18 protein-coding genes are annotated in these 20651 nt (G+C 70.7%); 11 read left to right on the top strand and 7 right to left on the bottom strand.

The window, feature by feature from the left end; genetic code table 11:
* Positions 1-67 precede the first annotated feature (67 nt).
* The 3 genes from ACFYSH_RS15605 (at position 68) to ACFYSH_RS15595 (ending at position 3631) form a co-directional block, all read left to right on the top strand.
* The gene (locus ACFYSH_RS15605; RefSeq protein WP_359471974.1) at positions 68-1993 is read left to right on the top strand and encodes a hypothetical protein; all 1926 of its coding nucleotides are present in this window, start codon (positions 68-70) and stop codon (positions 1991-1993) included.
* Between the two features lie 88 nt (positions 1994-2081).
* Positions 2082-2501 carry a hypothetical protein gene (locus tag ACFYSH_RS15600; RefSeq protein WP_388752866.1) on the top strand — a complete coding sequence of 140 codons (420 nt, stop codon included), beginning with the start codon at positions 2082-2084 and terminating at the stop codon, positions 2499-2501.
* On the top strand, positions 2498-3631 hold the full coding sequence (locus ACFYSH_RS15595; RefSeq protein WP_388752863.1) for a glycoside hydrolase family 26 protein: 1134 nt from the start codon (positions 2498-2500) through the stop codon (positions 3629-3631). The genes ACFYSH_RS15600 and ACFYSH_RS15595 overlap by 4 nt, the downstream gene beginning before the upstream one ends.
* On the opposite strand, the gene ACFYSH_RS15590 is transcribed toward ACFYSH_RS15595, so the two are convergent.
* The 3 genes from ACFYSH_RS15590 to ACFYSH_RS15580 form a co-directional block, all read right to left on the bottom strand.
* Positions 3606-5603 (bottom strand): lipopolysaccharide biosynthesis protein, encoded by a 1998-nt coding sequence (locus ACFYSH_RS15590; RefSeq protein WP_388752860.1) that lies wholly within the window; start codon positions 5601-5603, stop codon positions 3606-3608. The two genes, ACFYSH_RS15595 and ACFYSH_RS15590, sit on opposite strands and share 26 nt — an antisense overlap.
* On the bottom strand, positions 5596-6744 hold the full coding sequence (locus tag ACFYSH_RS15585) for a DegT/DnrJ/EryC1/StrS family aminotransferase (RefSeq protein ID WP_388753302.1): 1149 nt from the start codon (positions 6742-6744) through the stop codon (positions 5596-5598). Before ACFYSH_RS15585 ends, ACFYSH_RS15590 begins: the two co-directional genes overlap by 8 nt.
* A 198-nt stretch (positions 6745-6942) precedes the next feature.
* Positions 6943-7935 (bottom strand): RNA polymerase sigma factor SigF, encoded by a 993-nt coding sequence (locus tag ACFYSH_RS15580; RefSeq protein ID WP_359471982.1) that lies wholly within the window; start codon positions 7933-7935, stop codon positions 6943-6945.
* 296 nt (positions 7936-8231) lie between these two features.
* Between ACFYSH_RS15580 and ACFYSH_RS15575 the strand changes: the two genes are divergently transcribed.
* The gene (locus tag ACFYSH_RS15575) at positions 8232-8600 is read left to right on the top strand and encodes an STAS domain-containing protein (RefSeq protein WP_359471984.1); all 369 of its coding nucleotides are present in this window, start codon (positions 8232-8234) and stop codon (positions 8598-8600) included.
* A gap of 200 nt (positions 8601-8800) precedes the next feature.
* Entirely contained in the window at positions 8801-9292 is a 492-nt protein-coding gene (locus tag ACFYSH_RS15570) for an ATP-binding protein (RefSeq protein WP_359471986.1), read from the top strand.
* 76 nt (positions 9293-9368) lie between these two features.
* Here the strand turns inward: ACFYSH_RS15570 and ACFYSH_RS15565 are convergent, their stop codons facing one another.
* Positions 9369-10859, bottom strand: coding sequence for an oligopeptide:H+ symporter (locus tag ACFYSH_RS15565; RefSeq protein WP_359471988.1), 1491 nt, complete (start codon positions 10857-10859; stop codon positions 9369-9371).
* Positions 10860-11346: 487 nt separating this feature from the next.
* On the opposite strand from ACFYSH_RS15565, the gene ACFYSH_RS15560 reads away from it, so the two are divergent.
* The gene (locus ACFYSH_RS15560; protein WP_351269997.1) at positions 11347-12024 is read left to right on the top strand and encodes a response regulator transcription factor; all 678 of its coding nucleotides are present in this window, start codon (positions 11347-11349) and stop codon (positions 12022-12024) included.
* A 14-nt stretch (positions 12025-12038) separates the two neighbouring features.
* Positions 12039-13307 carry an ATP-binding protein gene (locus ACFYSH_RS15555; RefSeq protein ID WP_388752855.1) on the top strand — a complete coding sequence of 423 codons (1269 nt, stop codon included), beginning with the start codon at positions 12039-12041 and terminating at the stop codon, positions 13305-13307.
* A gap of 9 nt (positions 13308-13316) precedes the next feature.
* Here the strand turns inward: ACFYSH_RS15555 and ACFYSH_RS15550 are convergent, their stop codons facing one another.
* On the bottom strand, positions 13317-13835 hold the full coding sequence (locus ACFYSH_RS15550; RefSeq protein ID WP_359471993.1) for a GtrA family protein: 519 nt from the start codon (positions 13833-13835) through the stop codon (positions 13317-13319).
* A gap of 172 nt (positions 13836-14007) precedes the next feature.
* Between ACFYSH_RS15550 and ACFYSH_RS15545 the strand changes: the two genes are divergently transcribed.
* Genes ACFYSH_RS15545 through ACFYSH_RS15535 form a run of 3 tightly spaced genes read left to right on the top strand, consistent with a single transcriptional unit; the run spans position 14008 to position 16894 of the window.
* Positions 14008-15159 (top strand): 5-(carboxyamino)imidazole ribonucleotide synthase, encoded by a 1152-nt coding sequence (locus ACFYSH_RS15545; RefSeq protein ID WP_359471995.1) that lies wholly within the window; start codon positions 14008-14010, stop codon positions 15157-15159.
* A complete protein-coding gene (purE, locus tag ACFYSH_RS15540) occupies positions 15156-15692 on the top strand; it encodes a 5-(carboxyamino)imidazole ribonucleotide mutase (RefSeq protein WP_359471997.1) in 537 nt (178 codons plus the stop codon). The genes ACFYSH_RS15545 and purE overlap by 4 nt, the downstream gene beginning before the upstream one ends.
* Positions 15693-15700: 8 nt before the next feature.
* A complete protein-coding gene (locus ACFYSH_RS15535) occupies positions 15701-16894 on the top strand; it encodes a dipeptidase (protein ID WP_359471999.1) in 1194 nt (397 codons plus the stop codon).
* A gap of 53 nt (positions 16895-16947) precedes the next feature.
* On the opposite strand, the gene ACFYSH_RS15530 is transcribed toward ACFYSH_RS15535, so the two are convergent.
* Positions 16948-18291: a UDP-glucose/GDP-mannose dehydrogenase family protein gene (locus tag ACFYSH_RS15530; protein ID WP_359472001.1), complete on the bottom strand. Its 1344-nt coding sequence runs from the start codon at positions 18289-18291 to the stop codon at positions 16948-16950.
* Between the two features lie 186 nt (positions 18292-18477).
* Here ACFYSH_RS15530 and ACFYSH_RS15525 point away from each other — a divergent pair, with 186 nt between their 5' ends.
* Positions 18478-19635 (top strand): acyl-CoA dehydrogenase, encoded by a 1158-nt coding sequence (locus ACFYSH_RS15525; protein WP_359472071.1) that lies wholly within the window; start codon positions 18478-18480, stop codon positions 19633-19635.
* 77 nt (positions 19636-19712) lie between these two features.
* Here ACFYSH_RS15525 and ACFYSH_RS15520 read toward each other — a convergent pair whose 3' ends face one another.
* A complete protein-coding gene (locus tag ACFYSH_RS15520; protein ID WP_388752849.1) occupies positions 19713-20630 on the bottom strand; it encodes a hypothetical protein in 918 nt (305 codons plus the stop codon).
* Positions 20631-20651: the final 21 nt, after the last annotated feature.

Below are 20651 nucleotides of genomic sequence, written 5' to 3'. Positions count from 1 at the left end.
CGCGGTGAGGTCGTCAAGGGGACAGCGGCGTGACGGCCGCGACCACATCCGTGGGGGGAGTCGCACCGTGCCACAGCATGTGCCCGCGCCGGTCAAGGGGGACACCGGGGGGAGCGCCGAGCCGGTGCTCCGCCCCGGACAGCCGCCCGGCGCGCCCCCCGGCGAGGAGCCCCGCCGTCTCCCCGAAGCGCTGAGACCTCAGATCCTCCTCTCCTGGCTGCCGTTACTCCTGGCGGCCGGACTCTGGATCACCTCGTTGCCGTCCATCGGTTTCCGCTCGATGGGCGAGTACGGCCTTCTGGACCGGCTGCCCGTCACCTACTACCTCTCCCTGCTCGTCCTGACCGCGGGTTTCCTGATCAGCCTCCGCCGCGCGGGCACGGCACCGTGGTGGCCCGCGCTGTACAGCGCCGGACTGCTGATGGCCCTCAAGGGCGTACCCGCCGTCCTGTACGACTCGGAGCGCTACCCCTGGGCCTCCAAGCACGACGCCGTCATCAACCATCTGCTGGCCAACGGCGAACTGCGCCCGAACGAGGGCCTGTCCGGCAACATGTCGGCCTACGACCAGTGGCCCGGCTTCTTCACACTCAACGGCGGACTCGTCCGCACCTTCGGAGCCGACAGCGCCGCCACCTACCTGAACTGGGCCCCCGTCGTCTTCGGCCTGTTGATGATGCCGGTCCTCATCCTGCTCTACCGCACCTTCAGCGAGGACTGGCGTCTCGTATGGACCGCCGTCTGGATCTTCCAGCTCGCCAACTGGGTGGGCCAGGACTACCTCGCCCCGCAGGGCCTGGCCTTCCTCCTCCACCTCGCCGTCCTCACCGTCGTCGCACGGCACTTCGTGCGTCCCGGGTCGGCCGGCCGGCTGCGCTCGCGGGCCTACCTCGACCCCGCCGCCGCGGCCGTCCCGCCCTCCACCGGCGTCCGGCAGCGCGCGGTCTGTGCCGTCGTCCTCGCGCCCCTGATCCTGGCCGTCAACGCGGTGCACCAGCTGACCCCGGTGATGCTCTGCGTCACCCTGCTCGCGCTCAGCCTGACGCGCCGCTACCGCAACCTCGGGCTCCTGGCCGTGGCCGGGCTGGTCATGCTGGCCTGGGACCTCACCATGGGCCGCCCCCTGTTCACCGAGACCCTGGGCACCCTCCGGGACTCCCTCGGCGAGCTCACCCAGAACTCCCGGGCCGGATACGCGGGACAGCTCACCGGGGCCGGTCCCGAACTCGCGGGCCGGGCCAACATCATGATGGTGCTGGCCGTCGCCGTGCTCGCGGGCGCGGCTCTCCTGCTGCGCCGCCGCCTGGTGCACAGCGCCCTGCCGCTGCTGCTGGCCTCCGCCGCACCGGTACCCCTGTTCGTGGTCAACGACTACGGCGGCGAAATGCTCTTCCGGGTCTATCTGTTCGCGCTGCCCGGCGCCGCCTTCTTCGCCGCCGCGGCGCTCGTACCGGCTGCCGGGGGTACCGGAGCGCACCGCGTACGCCCGGCCGTGCGGAGGGTCTGCGCCGTCGCCCTCCCGGTGTCACTGGCCGCGCTGCTGGCCGGCTTCATGCCGTCGTACTACGGCAAGGAACAGATGAACTACACCCCGCCCGCCGAGACCGCGCTCGTCACCCGCACCATCGACCGGGCACCCGAAGGGGCACTGATCCTGGCGACCACGGGTTCGTTCCCGCAGGCGCTGCACCGCTACGACCGCCTGGAGCACTGGTTCTTCGCCGAGCAGGAGCTCCCGGAGAACGTCGAGATGCTCAAGGACCCGGCTCGCTACCTCTCGACCCGACTGCCGTCCGGCACCACGGCCTACGTCATCCTCACGCGCACCCAGGACGTCTACACCGCCGGTGAGGGACTGCTCCCCCCCGGCGGCTTCGCCGCGCTGACCCGGGACCTCACCGCCTCGCCGCTCTTCAGCGTGGTCGAGCGGACCCGTCACGGCGTCGTCCTGCACTACGACGGCTCCGAGACCCGTCCGGTCGGCCGCCCCTGAGACCCGTCCGCACGGCAGCCCCGGATCAAGGAGCCCGGACCATCAGGAAGCCCATGCCAGGAAGCCCAGATCAGGAAGGCAGAACCACGTGTCCGAGAACCGGCAACCGACGTTCCCCACCCGCCGGGCCCTGACCAGAGCCGCCCTGGCACTCTCCGGGTGGGCGGCGCTCGCCGCGACGGCGCTGCCGGCGGGCTCGCCCCTGCGCTGGGCGCCCGTGCTGCTCTTCGTCTGCTTCGGCCCCGGTTTCGCCCTGCTGTGTCCGCGGCCCGGACTGCTCCGGCCGGGGGCGCGTCTCGAAGCGGTCGCGCTCGCCGCGCCCCTCGGGCTCTCCGTGGCCGTCATCGCGGCCACCGCGCTGTTCCTGGTGGAGGGGTTCTCCGGCACCGCGTTCCTGGTGACGCTCGCCGCGGTCACCACCCTGGCCTCGGCTCTCCCGGGCCTGCCACTGCCCGCCGCCCGGGGCGCCGTCGCACGGTCCCGGGCGACACCGGTGAGGCGCGGGTGACCCGCCACCGCGCACCGGAGGGGCGCCGCCCCCGTACGTACCTCGTGCTCGCCCTGGCCGCCGTCGCGGCGCTGCTGGCCGGACTCCTCGCCTGGACCGCACTGCCCTCCTCCGGCGAGGGCGACGACGGCGCGCCGTCCGCCGACGCCCTCCCCGCCGACGCCGCGACCGGCCCGGTGTCCGGCGGGACCTGCGCCCCCACGGTGACCCTCGTGCCTCCGTGCGGGGCCTGGTGGGGCGCCTACGTGCCGTACGCCGAGAACGGCTCGCTCAAGGACGCGGTGTACGCCTTCGAGGAGAAGATCGGCCGGAAGCTCGACCTCCTGTACACCTACCACGACATGTCGAACACCCGTCTCGACGGACAGCTCCTGACCCCCGACGAGCAGATCCTCGGCCGGGACCGGATGCTGATGCTGGCCTGGGAGTCCACGGTGTGGCGCGAACCCCACCACGCCAACTGGACCGAGGACCAGCTCGGCTGGGCGAACATCGCCTCGGGGAAGCACGACCGGGAGGTCATCGACCCGCAGGCGCGGCGCATCAAGGCGTACGGGAAGCGGGTGTTCTTCTCCTTCGACCAGGAGGTCGACGCCCGCGTCGGCGACGCGGGCACCCCCGAGGAGTACGTCGCCGCCTACCGCCACATCCACGACCGGTTCGAGGAGCTGGGTGTGGACAACGTGGTGTGGGTGTGGACGGTGTCCGGCTACCTCCCGTCGGGGAAGCTCTTCGAACGGCTCTACCCGGGCGACGACTACGTCGACTGGATCGGCATGGACCAGTACAACTACTTCACCTGCCACGACACCACGGACTGGAAGGACTTCGACCGCAGCCAGCGGCCGACGTACGAGTGGCTGCGCACCCACATCAGCGCCGAGAAGCCGCTGATGTTCGCCGAGTTCGCCACGGTGCCCGATCCCGCGGACGAGGACCGCCAGCGCGAGTGGTACGAGGAGATCCCGGAGGTGGCCCGGACCATGCCCGGGGCGAAGGCTCTGGTGCACTGGAACCGGGCGGTCCCGGGCAAGGGCTGTGACCTCACGGTGGACGACGGTCCGGGCCTGGAGGGTTACCGTACGGCCGGCCAGGACGGTTACTTCAAGCAGCCGGTCCCCGGCCGCTGACCCACCCGCGGACGCCGTACGTCATCGCCGTGGCCGCGAACAGCCCGACGAACACGGGCAGTCCGGCCTCGGCGAAGGCGTCCTGCGCGGCCCACCCGGCCACCCCGAGCACCCACACCACCGCCGCCGTGACCCGCCAGTGCGCACCCGCCGTCCGCAGCAGGACCGCGGCCAGCGCCAGGCAGAGCAGTTGGAGGGCGAACGGCAGGGCCCGGAGCACCGCGGCCGGGGAGTCCAGCCCCGCCGCTCCGGCGAGGAAGCCGGCGAGCGTGCCGTGCCACTCCCGCGAGGCGGCGGCCGGCCGGATGCCGAGGATCAGCGGGGCGGAGTGCAGGGCCGCCACGGTCACCAGCAGGGCCGTGCCCAGCAACGTGGGACGGGGGCGGCGCAGGGCGACGGCCGCGGTGTAGACGACGATCACGAGCACGCCGGAGGCCACGGTGACCGGGGGCAGGGCCTGGACCAGCTCCGCACCGGTCAGCCGCGCCCGTCCGGCGTGCGCCGCCCGCGACAGCGGCGTCCAGAACAGTCCGGCCGCCAGCCCCAGCAGTCCCCACAGCCACAGCGTTCCGGCCCGCCGCTCCCGGGTGTTCCGCGCCGCGAGCCGGGCCCAGCCCGTCCCGTACTCCTCGCGCCGCGGCTCCCGTCGCCGCGCCCCCCACAGCGTCCGCCCGGTGAGGGCCGAGCGCAGCCCCAGGGCGGACACGGCCGCCACCGCGGTCATGGCGATCAGCATCGCCCAGCCGGCCCCGGCGATGCCCATCGGGCCGAGCAGCACGCCCGCGCTGCCCAGGACGAGGGTGCACATCGCGCCCTGAAGGGCGGCCAGTGCCCCGGTGCGGCCCTGGACCCGCAGCACGCCGATGTACAACTCGACCACGACCCGGGGCAGGGCTGCCGCGGCCAGCAACCGCAGGACCAGGGTGCCGTGGTCGGCGTAGTCGGCGCCGAAGGGGGCGAGGATCTGCGGGGCGAAGAGGACCAGTACGACGACGACGGGTACCAGCAGGACCGTCATGCGGCGCAGCGCCCCGCGTACGCCTTCGGCCAGGTGACCGGGGCTGTGCGAGGCGTGCGCGGTGAGGGAGGAGGCCATGTTGATGGCCATGAACTCCATGGTGCCGCCGACGGTGTAGGCGATGTAGAAGAAGCCGTTGTGCGCGGCGTCGAAGCGCACGGCCACCATCACGGGCAGCAGGTTGATCATGGCCAGGCTGAAGAGCGCGCCGACCGAGTCCCCGGCGAGGAATCTGCCGACCTCACGCATCCGGGGCGGCTCGCGGTCCCGGTCGGCTCCGGCCTGGCGTGGGATCAGCCGGCCGAAGATCAGCCATCCGAGCGGCAGGACGGACAGGGCGATGGCAGCGGCCCAGGACACGAAGACGCCGAGCACGGGCAGGGCGGCCGCGAACGCGGCGAGGAGCAGCAGTTTGCCGATGGAGAACACGGCGTTGCCGACGGGGACCCAGACGGCCTTGCGCAGGCCGGTCAGCACCCCGTCCTGGAGCGTGAGGATCGCCCAGGCGACGCAGGACCCGGTGAAGACGAGCCCCGCGGACAGGGTGCCGAGCGGTGCGTACGAATCACCCCACAGGTCCAGGGTGAGCAGGAAGACCACACAGGCCAGGCTGACGACGACGGAGCTGACCAGGTAGGTACGGGCCACGAGTGATGCGGTGGCGCGTCCGGCACGGGGCACGTAGCGCACGACGGCGCCGATCATCGTGGTCGCGGTGACCGAGGCGAGGAGCCGCATCGCGGCGATGGCCGCGGAGCCCTGGCCGACGGCCTCCTCGGTGTAGTAGCGGGCGGCGACCAGCCAGAAGCCCAGGCCGAGGGCGGCGGAGACACCGGTGGAGAGCATCAGGGCGTAGGCGTTACGGAACATCGAGTCGCCGCTCGCGCCGTCCTCCGGGGCGGGTGAGGGCGCCGCGTCGGTCTCCGGCGGGCCGGCTCTCGCGGTGTCAGTCACCGGGCAGCTCTCCCGCGGTCCCGGCGCCCGCCGAGGTGAGGATCTCGATGACGGGACCGGCACGCAGCGGGTCCACGGGCAGGGCGTGCCGCGCGAACCAGGCCGCCCCGGCGGGGGCGGGGGACGGGTCGGTGAACGCTTCGCCCGCGTAGACGTCGAGCGGCGGGTCGTAGAGGTAGCCGACGGTGACGCGGTGGCGGGCGAGTGCGGCGACGGCCGCGTCCCGGTCGGCCACCAGTAAGGGCACCCGGAACAGCGGCTGTACGCAGGCGCCGGCCGGGACCGGGGGCGCCCAGCGGGTCGCGAGGAGGCGCTCGGTACCCACCCGGTGCGCGGTGAGCCGTCCGTCGAGGCGGTTCAGCCGGTGCCCCAGGCGCCGCAGCCGTAATCGGCCCGGCGCGATGCGGTAGTCGTGCATGTCGACGCGGACCCAGGAGTGGAAGGCCGCCAGGGAAGGCGCGGCGTCCAGCGCCTGCCGCAGTTGCGCGGGCCGCAACGGCATCCGGATCTCTTCCCGTTCCTGCAGACCGAGCATCCGAAGCGCCCACCAGGCGGCCGGGGCGAGCCGTAGTCCACGCACGGCAGACTCGGCGTACGGGCGTACGCTGTAGGCGAGTTCGGCGGCCAGGCGGGCCGGGTCGAGCAGGGCGTCCCGGGCCTGTTCCAGCGGGCCACGCAGGGCCGGGTCGGCGACGGCGAGGAAGCCTCCGGCCTTCGCACCGACGTGCTTGGAGAGGCTGAAGACGGCCGCGTCCCCGTACGAGCCGACGGGCTTTCCGTCCGTGACGCTGCCGATGGCGTGCGCGGCGTCCTCGACCAGCGGGATGCCGAGACGGTCGCAGCGCTCGCGGAGCCGCCCGGCCGGGTCGGGATTTCCGTACAGGTTCGTGGTGAGGACGGCGGAGAGGCCGTTCCACAGGGTGTCGGGGACGGCGTCCGTGTCGATCGAGCCGTCCACGGCGGACAGCGGGGCCTGGACGGGCCGCAGGCCGGCGGCGAGGACGACGAAGAGGATGACGTCGTCGTTGACCGGGGACATCAGGATTCTTCCGCCGGGTCCGCACCAGTGGCGCAGCGCCAGATAGAGGCCCAGCCGGCAGGACGGGACGTACAGGCACTCCCGGCCGAGCCGGTCGCCCATCGCCGCTTCCAGCGTTCTCGCTGCGTCCAGCACGGCACGGTCCGCCGGACCGCTCTGCCCAAGAGCCATGTGTTCCCCCCAGAACCCTGCCCAATGTCGCCCAGACCGTGGCACTTCGTCAACAATGCGGAAGGACCCGCCCGTCGGCCGGGGCAGGTCCTTCCGCAACGACGTACCGGTGGTGCCGGTGGCGTCGGGTCACTCCTCCACGGTCAGGCCCTTCCTGAGCTTGACCAGGGTCCGCGAGAGCAGCCGGGACACGTGCATCTGTGAGATGCCGAGCTCTTCGCCGATCTCCGACTGCGTCATGTTGGAGACGAACCGCATGGAGAGGATCGTGCGGTCGCGCAGGGGGAGCGAGGCGATGAGCGGCTTGAGGGACTCGACGTACTCGATGCCCTCGAGGCCGTGGTCCTCGTAGCCGAGACGGTCCGCGAGGGCGGTCTCGTTGCCGTCGTCGTGGTCGTCGGGCTTGGCGTCCAGCGAGCTTGCGGTGTACGCGTTGCTCGCGGCCATGCCCTCGACGACCTCGTCCCTGCTGAGGCCGAGGCGGTCGGCGAGTTCGGCGACCGTGGGCGCGCGGTCCAGCTTCTGGGCCAGTTCGTCGCCCGCCTTGGCCAGGTCGAGCCGCAGCTCCTGCAGTCGGCGCGGGACGCGCACGGACCAGCTGGTGTCGCGGAAGAAGCGCTTGATCTCGCCGATGATGGTGGGCATCGCGAAGGTCGGGAACTCCACGCCCCGGCTCAGCTCGAAACGGCCGATCGCCTTGATCAGGCCGATCGTGCCGACCTGGACGATGTCCTCCATGGGTTCGCTGCGGGTGCGGAACCGGGAGGCGGCGAACTTGACCAGGGCCAGGTTGAGTTCGACGAGGGTGTTACGGACGTACGCGTACTCGGGGGTGCCCTCGTGGAGGACTTCGAGCCGCGCGAAGAGCGTCTTGGACAGTGCCCTGGCGTCCAGCGCGCCGACTTCGGTGTAGGGCGGGATCTCGGGGAGTCCCTCGAGGCCCTCGAACTCCTCGCCGACCAGGTGGTCGTCGGCGGTCGGTCCGGTGGTGGTGCCGGTGATGCTGATGCCGACGCGCGGGCCAGGTACGGCGCTCGCGGCAGCGGAGTCGGAATCGGTCGGTCCCTGAGGACATGCCGACGTCGCGATGTGGGTACGCGATACGTCGAGCCGGGGTGACATGGTTCTCCTCCATCGTTCTCGGCATATGGCTGCCGATGCCCATACGTGTTCCTGCGGTGAAGCGGCGCCTCCGAAGCCGAATCGAATCTCTGGTTGTGATGTCTCTTCTACCCTTACCCGGTTCCAGCGGTAGGTTACAAGCGCCAAATACGCCTGTATGTCCGGTTTGTTGAGTTCTTCGACTACCGTGTGGCGAGGGAAACGCGTAATGTTTTACGCACGTCGGGGGCAGCCACGATGAAGTCGCGTACACAATGACGCGGGCAGTGAGTGACGGACGGCGAAGAGGGACGGGCATGGACCGCGGGACGGTCGGCAGTGCGAACCGGGGTCGGCTTCAGGTCGAGGTCCGGTCCGATGGCCGCAGTGAAGTCGTGACGCCGGTGGGTGAGCTCGATCACCACACCGCCGATCTGCTGCGGGAACCGCTGGAGAGCGCGGTCGAACAAGGGCGTACGCGCCTGGTGGTCGACTGCTCGCGACTCGACTTCTGCGATTCCACCGGGCTCAACGTGCTGCTCGGGGCGCGCCTGAAGGCCGAGGCCGCCGGGGGAGCGGTCCACCTGGCCGGAATGCAGCCCGTGGTGGCTCGCGTCTTCGAGATCACGGGCGCTGAGGCGGTTTTCGTCGTCCATGACTCGCTCGAAGACGCTCTGAGTAGCTGACAGCGGCGTTTCCCGTGCGGATCCCCGGCTTCGGGAGCCCCCGTCGTCGCACGGCTCACGCTTCTGGCGTAGGCGAAGTGGGTGTCGTCACCATGTGACCGGGCAGAAGACACCCCGTCGGGAGCATGAGACCCGCACACTCTGTATCTGATCAGTATCTGTTCGTGGCAACACAGGTGAATCGGTGAGGTGAAGCGCTGATGAGCACCACCCGGCAGCATCCGCCGGGCGGCCTCGGCCGCGAGCCGGACGGCACAGGCCCCGCCTCTGCCGTGCCCGCTGACCGGCAGTGGCGCACGCTCTCGCTGAGAGAGGCCACCGGTATCGTGCCGATGGCCCGCGACTTCGCCCGGCAGGCGCTCCACGACTGGGGCTGGCTCCCCGCGTCGAGCGCCGATCGTCGGGCCGCCGCCGAGGACGTCCTGCTGGTCGTCTCCGAGCTGGTCACGAACGCCTGTCTGCACGCGGGCGGCCCCGAGGAGCTGCGCCTCGCCTGCTCGACCAAGATGCTCCGGGTCGAGGTCGCCGACGGCGGCGCGGGGCAGCCGGCGCCGCGTACCCCGCACCGCGCGGGGCGGCCCGGCGGACACGGCATGTTCATCGTGCAGCGGCTCTGCCTCGACTGGGGTGTGTCGCGCACGCCGGACCAGCCCGGCAAGACCGTATGGGCGGAGCTCGCGGCGCCCGCGTAGTCCCGAAGAGCTCTCGTCGTACGACTGAGGCCCCGCACCACCGGTGCGGGGCCTCAGTCGTACGGCGGTGTCCGTGTCAGCGGACGTTGCCCATGAGCGTCTTGACCTTGCCGCGGTACATGAAGATCGCCGCACCGGCGGCGACCGCGAGGGCGGCCTGGAGGGCCACCACCCCGGTGCCGTTGAGCTCGACTCCCGCGATGGACAGCAGACCCGTGGTGCAGTCACCGGCGGTCACGGCCAGGAACCAGACACCCATCATCTGGCTGGCGTACTTGGCCGGCGCCATCTTCGTGGTGACCGAGAGGCCGACCGGGGACAGCGTCAGCTCGGCGACGGTCTGCACGAAGTAGATCGCGACCAGCCACATCGCGGCGGCCTTGTGGCCGTCACCCGCGATGGACAGCGGCGCCAGGAAGAGGAAGAACGACGCGCCGACCAGCACCAGACCGGAGCTGAACTTCACGATCGTGCTGGGCTCCTTGCCCCGACGGTTCAGGGCCAGCCAGAAGGCGGCGAAGACCGGGGCCAGCGCCATGATCAGGACCGGGTTGACCGACTGGTACCAGGAGACCGGGAAGTCCCAGCCGAGGACCGAGTTCTCCGCGGAGGAGTCGGCGAAGATCGCCAGGGTCGAACCGCCCTGGTCGTAGATCATCCAGAAGATGGCGGCGGCCACGAAGAACCAGATGTAGCCGGACATCTTCGCCTGCTCCGCCTGGCTGAGCTCCTTGTCCCGCTTGATGCGGGTCAGGACCATCACCGGGATGACCAGGCCGGCGACCGTGATCGGGACCAGCAGCCAGTTCAGCGTGTAGACGCCGGTGACGACCGTACCGATGTAGAAGACGGCAGCGACGCCCAGCCAGATCATCGACTTGCGCAGCGTGGACGCGCGCTCGTCGGCGGAGAGCGGCTTCGGAACGACGAGGCTGCGCTCGTCGAGGTGGCGGGTGCCGAGCAGGAACTGGACGACGCCGAGGCCCATGCCGAGCGCGGCCAGGGCGAAGCCCAGGTGCCAGTTGACGTTCTCGCCGACGGTGCCGATCACCAGCGGGGCGGCGAAGGCACCCATGTTGATGCCCATGTAGAAGATCGTGAAGCCACCGTCACGGCGCGGGTCGTCCGGGCCGTCGTAGAGGTGGCCGACCATCGTGGAGATGTTCGACTTCAGCAGGCCGGAGCCGATGGCGACGAGGCCGAGCCCGGCGAAGAAGGTGCCCTCGGAGGGCAGTGCCAGCGTCAGGTGGCCGAGCATGATGACGCCGCCCGCGACGGCGACCGTCTTGCGGGGGCCCCAGACACGGTCGCCGAACCAGCCGCCGGGCATGGCGAGCAGGTACACCAGCGACAGGTAGACCGAGTAGATCGCCGTGGCCGTGGCGGGGTTCATGTGAAGCCCGTTGGGAGCGATCAGGTAGAGCGGGAGAAGGGCGCGCATGCCGTAGTAGCTGAAGCGCTCCCACATCTCCGTCATGAAGAGAGTGGCCAGGCCGCGGGGGTGGCCGAAGAAGGTCTTCTGCGAACCGGAAGTACTGGCCGAGTCCTTCGTCAGGCTGGACGCCATGGTCGATCCTTGCTGGTCGGGACGCGCCGCCTCGTGAGCGGTACGCGCCCGGTGGGGGGTAGCCGGCACCGGGCGGACAGGCCCCACCCCTGACGCCTCGAGGGATTCGATCCGGCCACCCGCTCCGCAGGGAGTTCGGGGACGAGGTCGTGGGACAGACCGCTCCGGGATCCACGCCCGGTGCGCGTCCTCGCGCTCCGGGCCCGGCCCACAGGTCATTCACTGGTCGGGGCCGGCGGGAACCGGCCCGTACACAAAAGAGACCCTTGGCGCGAAAAGCTGCCCAAAGGTCCTTCGGTGGTGCAACAGGCGTCGGGCAACCATACGACATGACACGCGGGGATATGGAAGGACTTGAGATATGGATCACAGGTAGCCGTGGAACCACAGTCCCATATTCAAAGGAGGATGTCCGATTCATGGCCCTGACCCGCAGGGTTTGACCAGGGCCTCACCCCACCAGGCCTGCGCGGACTACCATCACTGCATGACCCGTGTACTGCTCGCCGAGGACGACGCATCCATCTCGGAGCCACTGGCCCGCGCCCTGCGTCGTGAGGGTTACGAGGTCGAGGTCCGCCAGGACGGTCCCACCGCACTCGACGCCGGGCTCCAGGGAGGCGTCGACCTGGTCGTCCTCGACCTGGGGCTGCCCGGGATGGACGGCCTCGAAGTCGCCAGGCGGCTGCGGGCCGACGGTCACGCCGTACCGATCCTGGTGCTGACCGCGCGGGCCGACGAGGTCGACACGGTGGTCGGCCTGGACGCCGGCGCCGACGACTACGTCACCAAGCCCTTCCGCCTCGCCGAGCTCCTCGCCCGGGTCCGCGCCCTGCTGCGCCGCGGCGCCACCGAGCCCGCCCCGCAGCCCGCCACCCATGGCGTCAGGATCGACGTCGAGTCCCACCGGGCCTGGATGGGTGACGAGGAACTCCAGCTCACCGCCAAGGAGTTCGACCTGCTGCGGGTCCTCGTACGGGACGCCGGCCGGGTCGTCACCCGCGACCAGCTGATGCGCGAGGTCTGGGACACCACCTGGTGGTCATCCACCAAGACCCTCGACATGCACATCTCCTGGCTCCGCAAGAAGCTCGGCGACGACGCGGCCAATCCGCGATACATCGCCACCGTCCGGGGCGTCGGCTTCCGGTTCGAGAAGAGCTGACGTACAGAACAGTCATGCGTCGCCGACTGATCAACTCCACACTCGCCGTGGTGCTCGTCGTGATCGCCGTCTTCGGCGTCTCCCTCGTCATCGTCGAGACCCGCACCATCAGCAACAGCGCCCAGGAAAGCGTCGACTCCGAGGCCCTCCGGCTGATCAGCGTCGTCGAGAGCCGGCTGCTCGGCGCCGAGCGGATCACCTCCCAGGTCCTCGCCGAGCAGGTGGACACCAGCCGCTACGCCCGCGTCGAGATCCCCGGACGCACCCCCATCGAGGTCGGCGAGCGCCCCACGGACAGCAACGTCATCCGCAGCACGGAGACGGGGGAGCAGGGCGAGAAGGTCACCGTCGAGGAGTCCCGCTCCGCCGTGACCCGTGAGGTCGGCAGGACGCTGCTCATCATCGGAGCGGTGGCGCTGCTCGCCATCATCTCCGCCGTGCTCCTCGCCGTACGCCAGGCCGACCGGCTGACCTCCCCGCTCACCGACCTCGCCGAGACCGCCGAACGCCTCGGGTCGGGGGACCCGCGTCCCCGCCACAAGCGGTACGGGGTGACGGAGCTGGACCGGGTCGCCGACGTCCTGGACTCGTCCGCCGAGCGGATCGCCCGGATGCTGACCGCGGAGCGACGCCTCGCCGCGGACGCCTCGCACCAGCTCCGCACCCCCCTGACCGCACTCTCCATGCGGATCGAGGAGATCTCGGTCACCGACGACCCGGAGACGGTGAAGGAGGAGGCGAACATCGCCCTCACCCAGGTGGAGCGGCTCACGGACGTGGTGCAGCGGCTGCTGACGAATTCACGTGACCCGCGCACCGGCTCCGCCGTCGTCTTCGACCTCGACGAGGTCGTCAAGCAGCAGATCGAGGAGTGGCGCCCCGCCTACCGCAGCGCCGGCCGCGCCGTCGTCTGCTCGGGCAAGCACGGTCTTGAGGCCGTCGGCACCCCCGGCGCCGTGGCCCAGGTGCTCGCCGCGCTGATCGAGAACTCGCTGATGCACGGGGGCGGAACCGTCGCGCTGCGTACCCGCGTCGCCGGCAACCAGGTCGTCGTCGAGGTCACGGACGAGGGCCCCGGGGTACCCGCCGACCTCGGGGCACGGATCTTCGAGCGCACCATCAGCGGCCGCAACTCCACCGGGATCGGCCTCGCCGTGGCCCGGGACCTCGCCGAGGCGGACGGCGGCCGGCTCGAACTGCTCCAGCAGCAGCCGCCGGTGTTCGCCCTCTTCCTCAGCCGGGTCGTACCGAGCCGCAAGGAGTCCGTACGCCCGGTCCGCTGAAACCCGGACTCAGTGGGGCACGGGGCCGGGCGTCACCTCGTCGGCGGGTCGTCGCTGCTCCAGAAATCGTTCCGCGTCGAGCACGGCCTCCTTGGCGGGCAGCGCCCTGAACACCCAGGTGCGGTAGGACCAGAAGCGGAACAGCGTGGCGATCCCGATGCCGACGATCTTGAAGACGTTGCTCTGGACCGGGCTGTTCCAGCCGAAGCCGTACGTCGCCAGATAGAGGACGCCGGTCTCGATCACCGCCCCGGCGGCGCTGAACAGCAGGAACAGCGTCAGCTCCCGGGTCCGGCCGCTCTTGTCGCGGTCCCGATAGGTCCAGTAACGGAAGCCGACGTAGTTGAAGAGGATGGCGACGACCGTCCCCATCAGCCCGGCCCGCACCACCGGAATCTCGGTGGTGCGCCAGATCAGGTTCGACACGACGATGTTGACGACCAGCCCGAGGGCGCCGACCGCACCGAACTTGGCGACCTCCCGGGCCAGCAGATCAAGCCGGGCCCGCAGTGCGCCCCGTTCGCTCATGGTGATCGCTCAGCCCCGTCCGTTCGGTTTCGTCAACCCGGCCATGCTAACGACCCCGCCCGTGTGATGCCTGTGAGCCGGCCGGCCGCGTGACGAGGCATCCTTCGCGCAGGGGCGGGGGCCCGGCGGGAGAGCGTGAGGGGAGCTGTCGCACGCCCGATACCCTGGACCCGTGACGTTCCCTGTAGTCGGCATGGTCGGCGGCGGTCAGCTCGCCCGGATGACCCACGAGGCCGGCATCCCCCTCGGCCTGAAATTCAAGCTCCTCAGTGACACTCCCCAGGAGTCGGCCGCCCAGGTGGTCGGCGAAGTCGTCGTCGGCGACTACCGCGACCTGGAGACCCTGCGCGCCTTCGCACGCGGCTGTGACGTGATCACCTTCGATCACGAGCACGTGCCGACCGAGCACCTGCGGGCCCTGGAGGCGGACGGCATTCCCGTACGCCCCGGCCCTGACGCTCTTGTGCACGCCCAGGACAAGGGGGTGATGCGCGCGAAGCTCACGGAGATCGGCGCGCCCTGCCCCCGCCACCGCATCGTCGCGGACCCGGCGGACGCCGCCGCCTTCGCGGACGAGGTGGGAGGCTTCCCGGTCATCCTCAAGACGGTCCGCGGCGGCTACGACGGCAAGGGCGTCTGGGTGGTCCGCTCCGAGGCGGACGCCGCCGAACCCTTCCGGGCCGGTGTCCCCGTCCTCGCGGAGGAGAAGGTCGACTTCCGGCGGGAGCTGGCGGCCAACATCGTCCGCTCGCCCCACGGCCAGGCCGTCGCCTACCCCGTCGTCGAGTCCGTCCAGGTCGACGGGGTCTGCGACACCGTCATCGCACCGGCGCCCGACCTGGACGAACGCCTCGCCGGCGAGGCCCAGCAGCTCGCCCTGCGGATCGCCGCGGAGCTCGGTGTGGTGGGTCACCTCGCGGTCGAGCTCTTCGAGACGCGCGGACCCGACGGGAAGCCCGCCATCCTCGTGAACGAGCTCGCGATGCGCCCGCACAACTCCGGTCACTGGACCCAGGACGGTGCGGTCACCTCGCAGTTCGCCAACCACGTGCGGGCCGTCCTGGACCTCCCGCTCGGCGACCCCCGCCCGCGCGCCACCTGGACGGTCATGTGCAACGTCCTCGGCGGCGACTACCCGGACATGTACCAGGCATACCTGCACTGCATGGCCCGCGACCCGCAGCTCAAGATCCACATGTACGGCAAGGACGTGAAGCCCGGCCGCAAGGTGGGCCACGTCAACACCTACGGCGACGATCTGGCGGACGTGCGGGAGCGCGCCCGGCACGCGGCCGACTACCTGCGAGGAACGATCACCGAATGACCGCACCAGGTTCCGCCCCCGTCATCGGCATCGTCATGGGCTCGGACTCCGACTGGCCCGTGATGGAAGCGGCCGCCAAGGCCCTCGACGAGTTCGAGATCCCCTACGAGGTCGACGTCGTCTCCGCCCACCGCATGCCGCACGAGATGATCGCGTACGGCGAGAACGCCGCGGACCGCGGTCTCAAGGCGATCATCGCGGGAGCGGGCGGGGCGGCCCACCTGCCCGGCATGCTCGCCTCCGTCACCCCGCTGCCCGTGATCGGCGTCCCGGTTCCGCTGAAGTACCTCGACGGCATGGACAGCCTGCTGTCCATCGTCCAGATGCCGGCCGGCGTCCCGGTCGCCACGGTGTCCGTCGGCGGCGCCCGTAACGCGGGCCTGCTCGCCGCCCGCGTCCTCGCCGCCCACGACCGTGCGCTGCTGGAGCGGATGAAGGACTTCCAGCAGGAGCTCAAGGAGCAGGCGACGGAGAAGGGCAAGCGACTGCGCGCCAAGACCCAGGGCGCGGACTCCTTCGGCTTCGGGAAGTAGGCGAGAGCATGGACAACCTCGACCGGGCCCGTCTCCTGCTCGCCGACCACCCCGTCGTCGACGGCCACAACGACCTCCCCTGGGCCCTGCGTGAACAGGTCGGCTACGACCTCGACATCCGTGACATCTCCCAGGACCAGACCGGGACCCTGCACACCGACATCCCGCGGCTGCGGGCCGGCGGCGTGGGCGCCCAGTTCTGGTCCGTCTACGTGGCACCGCGGCTGGCCGGCGACGACGCGGTCAGCGCCACGCTGGAGCAGATCGACGTGGTCGGCGAGATGCTGGCCCGCTACCCGGACGACCTGCGGCGTGCCCTGACCGCCGACGACATGGAGAAGGCCCGCGCCGAAGGGCGTATCGCCTCCCTGATGGGGGCCGAGGGCGGTCACTCCATCAACAACTCGCTGGGGACCCTGCGCGCGCTGCACACCCTCGGCGTCCGCTACATGACGCTCACGCACAACGACAACACCGACTGGGCGGACTCGGCGACCGACTCCCCGCGCGTCGGTGGCCTCTCGGAGTTCGGCCGCGAGGTCGTACGCGAGATGAACCGCATCGGCATGCTCGTCGACCTGTCCCACGTGGCGGCCACCACGATGCGCGACGCGCTCGCCACCTCCGTGGCGCCCGTGATCTTCTCGCACTCCTCCGCCCGCGCGGTCTGCGACCACCCGCGCAACGTACCCGACGACGTGCTGCGGATGCTCGCGGCCAACGGCGGACTGGCCATGGCGACCTTCGTACCCAAGTTCGTCCTCCCCGCGGCCGTCGAGTGGACGCTGGCCGCCGACCGCAACATGCGGGAGCACGGCCTGCACCACCTGGACACCACCCCGGCCGCCATGCGGATCCACGCGGACTTCGAGGCGCTCAACCCGCGCCCGATGGCCACCGTGGCCACGATCGCCGACCATCTCGACCACATGCGTGAGGTCGCCGGGATCGACCACATCGGCGTCGGCGGCGACTACGACGGCACGGCGTTCCTCCCGCTGGGGCTCGAGGACGTGTCCGGCTACCCGTACCTGATCGCGGAGCTGCTCACCCGCGGCTGGTCGGACGCCGACATCGCCAAGCTGACGTGGCGGAACGCGGTCCGTGTCCTGCGTGACGCGGAGGCGGTCTCCCGCGACCTGAGCATCCGCGTCGGCCCGTCCCACGCGACGATCGACGAGCTGGACGGCCCGACGCGCTGACCCGTGGGGCTCGGCTGGAAGGCGGCGGCCCCCGGGGCCGCCGCCTTCCCGTGTCAGGCCTTCGGGCGGCCCATCGCCCGGTACGTCCACCCGGCCTCGCGCCACACCGCCGGGTCCAGGGCGTTACGCCCGTCCAGGACGATCCGCCGCCCCACGACCTCGCCCAGCGCCGCCACGTCCAGCTCGCGGAACTCGCGCCACTCCGTCAGGTGCAGCACCACATCGGCACCGCGCACCGCGTCCAGCGCGGTGTCCGCGTAACCGAGGGTCGGGAAGAGCCGCCGGGCGTTGTCCATGCCCTTCGGGTCGAAGACGGTCACCTGGCCGCCCTGCAGATGGATCTGCCCGGCGACGTTCAGGGCCGGCGAGTCGCGTACGTCGTCGGAGTCCGGCTTGAAGGTGGCGCCCAGCACCGCGACCCGCTTACCCAGGAACGACGCCCCGCCCACGGCCTCGCGGGCCAGCTCCACCATGTGCCCCCGGCGGCGCATGTTGATGGAGTCGACCTCCCGCAGGAAGGTCAGCGCCTGGTCGGCGCCCAGCTCACCGGCGCGCGCCATGAAGGCCCGGATGTCCTTGGGCAGACAGCCGCCGCCGAAACCGACCCCGGCCCGCAGGAACTTCTTCCCGATGCGCTCGTCGTGGCCGATGGCCTCGGCCAGCTTCACCACATCACCGTCGGCGGCCTCGCAGACCTCGGCCATGGCGTTGATGAACGAGATCTTGGTCGCGAGGAAGGAGTTCGCGGAGGTCTTCACCAGCTCGGCGGTCGGGAAGTCCGTCACCACGAAGGGGGAGCCCTCGGCGACGGGTCCGGCGTACACCTCGCGCAGCTGCTTCTCGGCTCGTTCGCTCTCGACGCCGACCACGATCCGGTCCGGGTGCAGCGTGTCCTTCACCGCGAAGCCCTCACGCAGGAACTCCGGATTCCAGGCCAGCTCCGCGTCCGTGCCCACCGGAGCCAGCTCGGCCAGCCGTGCCGACAGCCGGGCGGCGGAACCCACCGGGACGGTGGACTTGCCCACGACCAGGGCGGGCCGGGTCAGCTGAGGAGCCAGCGACTCGAAGGCGCTGTCCACGTAGCTCATGTCGCAGGCGTACTCGCCGTGCTTCTGGGGAGTGTTGACGCAGACGAAGTGCACATCGCCGAACGCGCCGATCTCTTCCCAGGAGGTGGTGAACCGCAGCCGCCCGGTGGACCCGGGGATGCCCGCGACGTGCTTCCGCAGGATCTCCTCGAGCCCCGGCTCGTACATCGGCACCTTGCCTGCCGAGAGCATCTCGATCTTCTCGGGCACGACATCCAGCCCGAGGACTTCGAAGCCCAGCTCCGCCATGGCCGCAGCATGGGTGGCGCCGAGGTAGCCGGTGCCGATCACGGTGATCCTGAGGGCCATGGGTGCTCCTGAACGATGCGGACAGACGTGCGGAGCCGAGCATAACCGGGCCCGCCCGACCCCCGTTTTCCGGCGGTCCGGGGGGTTGTCGGCAAGCTCACGTACCCCGCCCGTAGGCCCCTGCGCGGCAGGGCCACTAAAATCAGGTTACTTAACGGTAGTTAGCATCCCTGGGGAGTGAGCGTCTTGGCGGGTTCGACCGATTTCGACCTGTACCGTCCGGCCGAGGAGCACGACATGCTCCGCGAGACGATCCGTTCCCTCGCCGAGGCGAAGATCGCTCCGCATGCCGCCGAGGTGGACGAGGAGGGCCGGTTCCCCCGTGAGGCCCTCGACGCGCTGATCGCCTCCGACCTGCACGCGGTGCACGTCCCGGAGGAGTACGGCGGCGCGGGCGCCGACGCGCTCGCCACGGTCATCGTGATCGAGGAGGTGGCCCGCGTCTGCGCGTCCTCCTCCCTCATCCCGGCCGTGAACAAGCTGGGCTCGCTCCCGGTGATCCTCTCCGGCTCCGAGGCCCTGAAGAAGAAGTACCTGGGCCCGCTCGCCAAGGGCGACGCGATGTTCTCGTACGCCCTCTCCGAGCCGGACGCCGGCTCGGACGCGGCGGGCATGAAGACCAAGGCCGTCCGCGACGGCGACTTCTGGGTCCTCAACGGTGTGAAGCGCTGGATCACCAACGCGGGCGAGTCCGAGTACTACACGGTCATGGCCGTCACCGACCCGACGAAGCGCTCCAAGGGCATCTCGGCGTTCGTCGTCGAGAAGTCCGACGAGGGCGTCTCCTTCGGTGCCCCGGAGAGGAAGCTCGGCATCAAGGGCTCCCCGACGCGCGAGGTCTACCTCGACAACGTGCGTATCCCCGCCGACCGCATGATCGGCGAGGAGGGCACCGGCTTCGCCACCGCGATGAAGACCCTGGACCACACCCGCATCACGATCGCGGCCCAGGCCCTCGGTATCGCCCAGGGCGCCCTCGACTACGCGAAGGGCTACGTCCAGGAGCGCAAGCAGTTCGGCAAGCCGATCGGCGACTTCCAGGGCATCCAGTTCATGCTCGCCGACATGGCGATGAAGCTGGAGGCGGCCCGCCAGCTCACGTACGCGGCGGCGGCCAAGTCCGAACGCCTCGACGGCGACCTGACCTTCTTCGGCGCGGCGGCCAAGTGCTTCGCCTCCGACGTCGCGATGGAGGTCACCACGGACGCCGTCCAGCTCCTCGGCGGCTACGGCTACACCCGTGACTACCCGGTGGAGCGCATGATGCGCGACGCCAAGATCACGCAGATCTACGAGGGCACGAATCAGGTCCAGCGGATCGTGATGGCCCGCAACCTGCCGTAGTCCCGGCACGTCGGACGAGGGAGCCCCCGCTTCGGCGGGGGCTCCCTTTCCGTTGTGCCCATGGAGGAGCGGCCGGCTCAGGCGGGCCGTTCCCCGTCAAGGATCTCGTCGGCGGTGGCGGCGGTGGCGGCTCGGCGAAGCCATCGGCGCAAGACGTCGAGGTCGCGGCAGCCGGTGATGGTGTTGCGGATGCCGTCGGGCACATCGATGCCGCGCTCGTCGAACACGAGCAGGATGTCTTCGGCGCGGCCCCGCGCCTCACCTTCGGCACGGCCCCGCGCCTCGCCCTCGGCACGGCCTTCGTCCCGGATTTCTTCCGAGAGGGGGGAGATGTAGAAGGAGAGATCCACGGCCACCAGGTTCCTCCACTGTTGTGCGGCGGGGCGGTTGCCCAGGCCTTGTGCGGTCAGTACGACGATGGGGGCGGCGATGTCGTCCGGGGCGTCCCGAAGGGCTGCGGACAGCGTTTTCAGTATGGCACCGACGTCCGGTTCGCCCGCGTGTGTGATGGCGGACAGCGTGGCGAGTGCCAGGTCCTTGCGTGCTTCGGCCACATCGGTGACGGCGGGGATGTTGTGCGGGCCCGCGACGAGCGGCCGGAGGGTGAGTACAGGCCACTGGGGCGAGCCGAGTGGCACCGGACGGGCGGCCCACGCGGCGGTGGCCCGGTCCTGGCAGACGACCAGCAGCGTGGTGGGCAGCCGGTACTTCTCCAGCAAGTAGGAGACGTAGTACGCCCAGCTGGTCGGTTTGTCGGGGTCCTTCCTGCCCTGGGCTTCCACAGCGAGGAGGAAGGGCCCGTCGTGCTCCGTCTCGATGCGCAGCAGGGTGTCCACGCGGCGTTCGACGGGCCGGGACTCCGTGAGGTCGGTGGTGACGACGTCGGCGGACACGAAGGGCGGGAAGGAGACTCCGAGCACTTCGGAGACCCGGGAGAAGAGCTCCGGGTACTCCTGGAACACGCGGTGCATCGCCTCGTGGGGTGAGCTGACCATGGAGGTCCGTTCGGGTCGGTG

The sequence above is a fragment of the Streptomyces sp. NPDC005791 genome (assembly GCF_042871485.1).
In the GTDB taxonomy this organism is placed as follows: domain Bacteria; phylum Actinomycetota; class Actinomycetes; order Streptomycetales; family Streptomycetaceae; genus Streptomyces.
Note: the sequence above shows the minus strand (reverse complement) of the source record. Positions and strands in the feature narration are given on the sequence as shown.

Bases quoted from the DNA above. Each gene is read 5' to 3' on its own strand.
- ACFYSH_RS15520 (WP_388752849.1), bottom strand. From the start codon at position 20,630: ATGGTCAGCTCACCCCACGAGGCGATGCACCGCGTGTTCCAGGAGTAC.
- ACFYSH_RS15565 (WP_359471988.1), bottom strand. From the start codon at position 10,859: ATGGCGTCCAGCCTGACGAAGGACTCGGCCAGTACTTCCGGTTCGCAG.
- ACFYSH_RS15570 (WP_359471986.1), top strand. From the start codon at position 8,801: ATGAGCACCACCCGGCAGCATCCGCCGGGCGGCCTCGGCCGCGAGCCG.
- ACFYSH_RS15575 (WP_359471984.1), top strand. From the start codon at position 8,232: ATGGACCGCGGGACGGTCGGCAGTGCGAACCGGGGTCGGCTTCAGGTC.
- ACFYSH_RS15535 (WP_359471999.1), top strand. From the start codon at position 15,701: ATGGACAACCTCGACCGGGCCCGTCTCCTGCTCGCCGACCACCCCGTC.
- ACFYSH_RS15530 (WP_359472001.1), bottom strand. From the start codon at position 18,291: ATGGCCCTCAGGATCACCGTGATCGGCACCGGCTACCTCGGCGCCACC.
- ACFYSH_RS15580 (WP_359471982.1), bottom strand. From the start codon at position 7,935: ATGTCACCCCGGCTCGACGTATCGCGTACCCACATCGCGACGTCGGCA.
- ACFYSH_RS15585 (WP_388753302.1), bottom strand. From the start codon at position 6,744: ATGGGCGACCGGCTCGGCCGGGAGTGCCTGTACGTCCCGTCCTGCCGG.
- ACFYSH_RS15560 (WP_351269997.1), top strand. From the start codon at position 11,347: ATGACCCGTGTACTGCTCGCCGAGGACGACGCATCCATCTCGGAGCCA.
- purE (WP_359471997.1), top strand. From the start codon at position 15,156: ATGACCGCACCAGGTTCCGCCCCCGTCATCGGCATCGTCATGGGCTCG.
- ACFYSH_RS15550 (WP_359471993.1), bottom strand. From the start codon at position 13,835: ATGAGCGAACGGGGCGCACTGCGGGCCCGGCTTGATCTGCTGGCCCGG.
- ACFYSH_RS15555 (WP_388752855.1), top strand. From the start codon at position 12,039: ATGCGTCGCCGACTGATCAACTCCACACTCGCCGTGGTGCTCGTCGTG.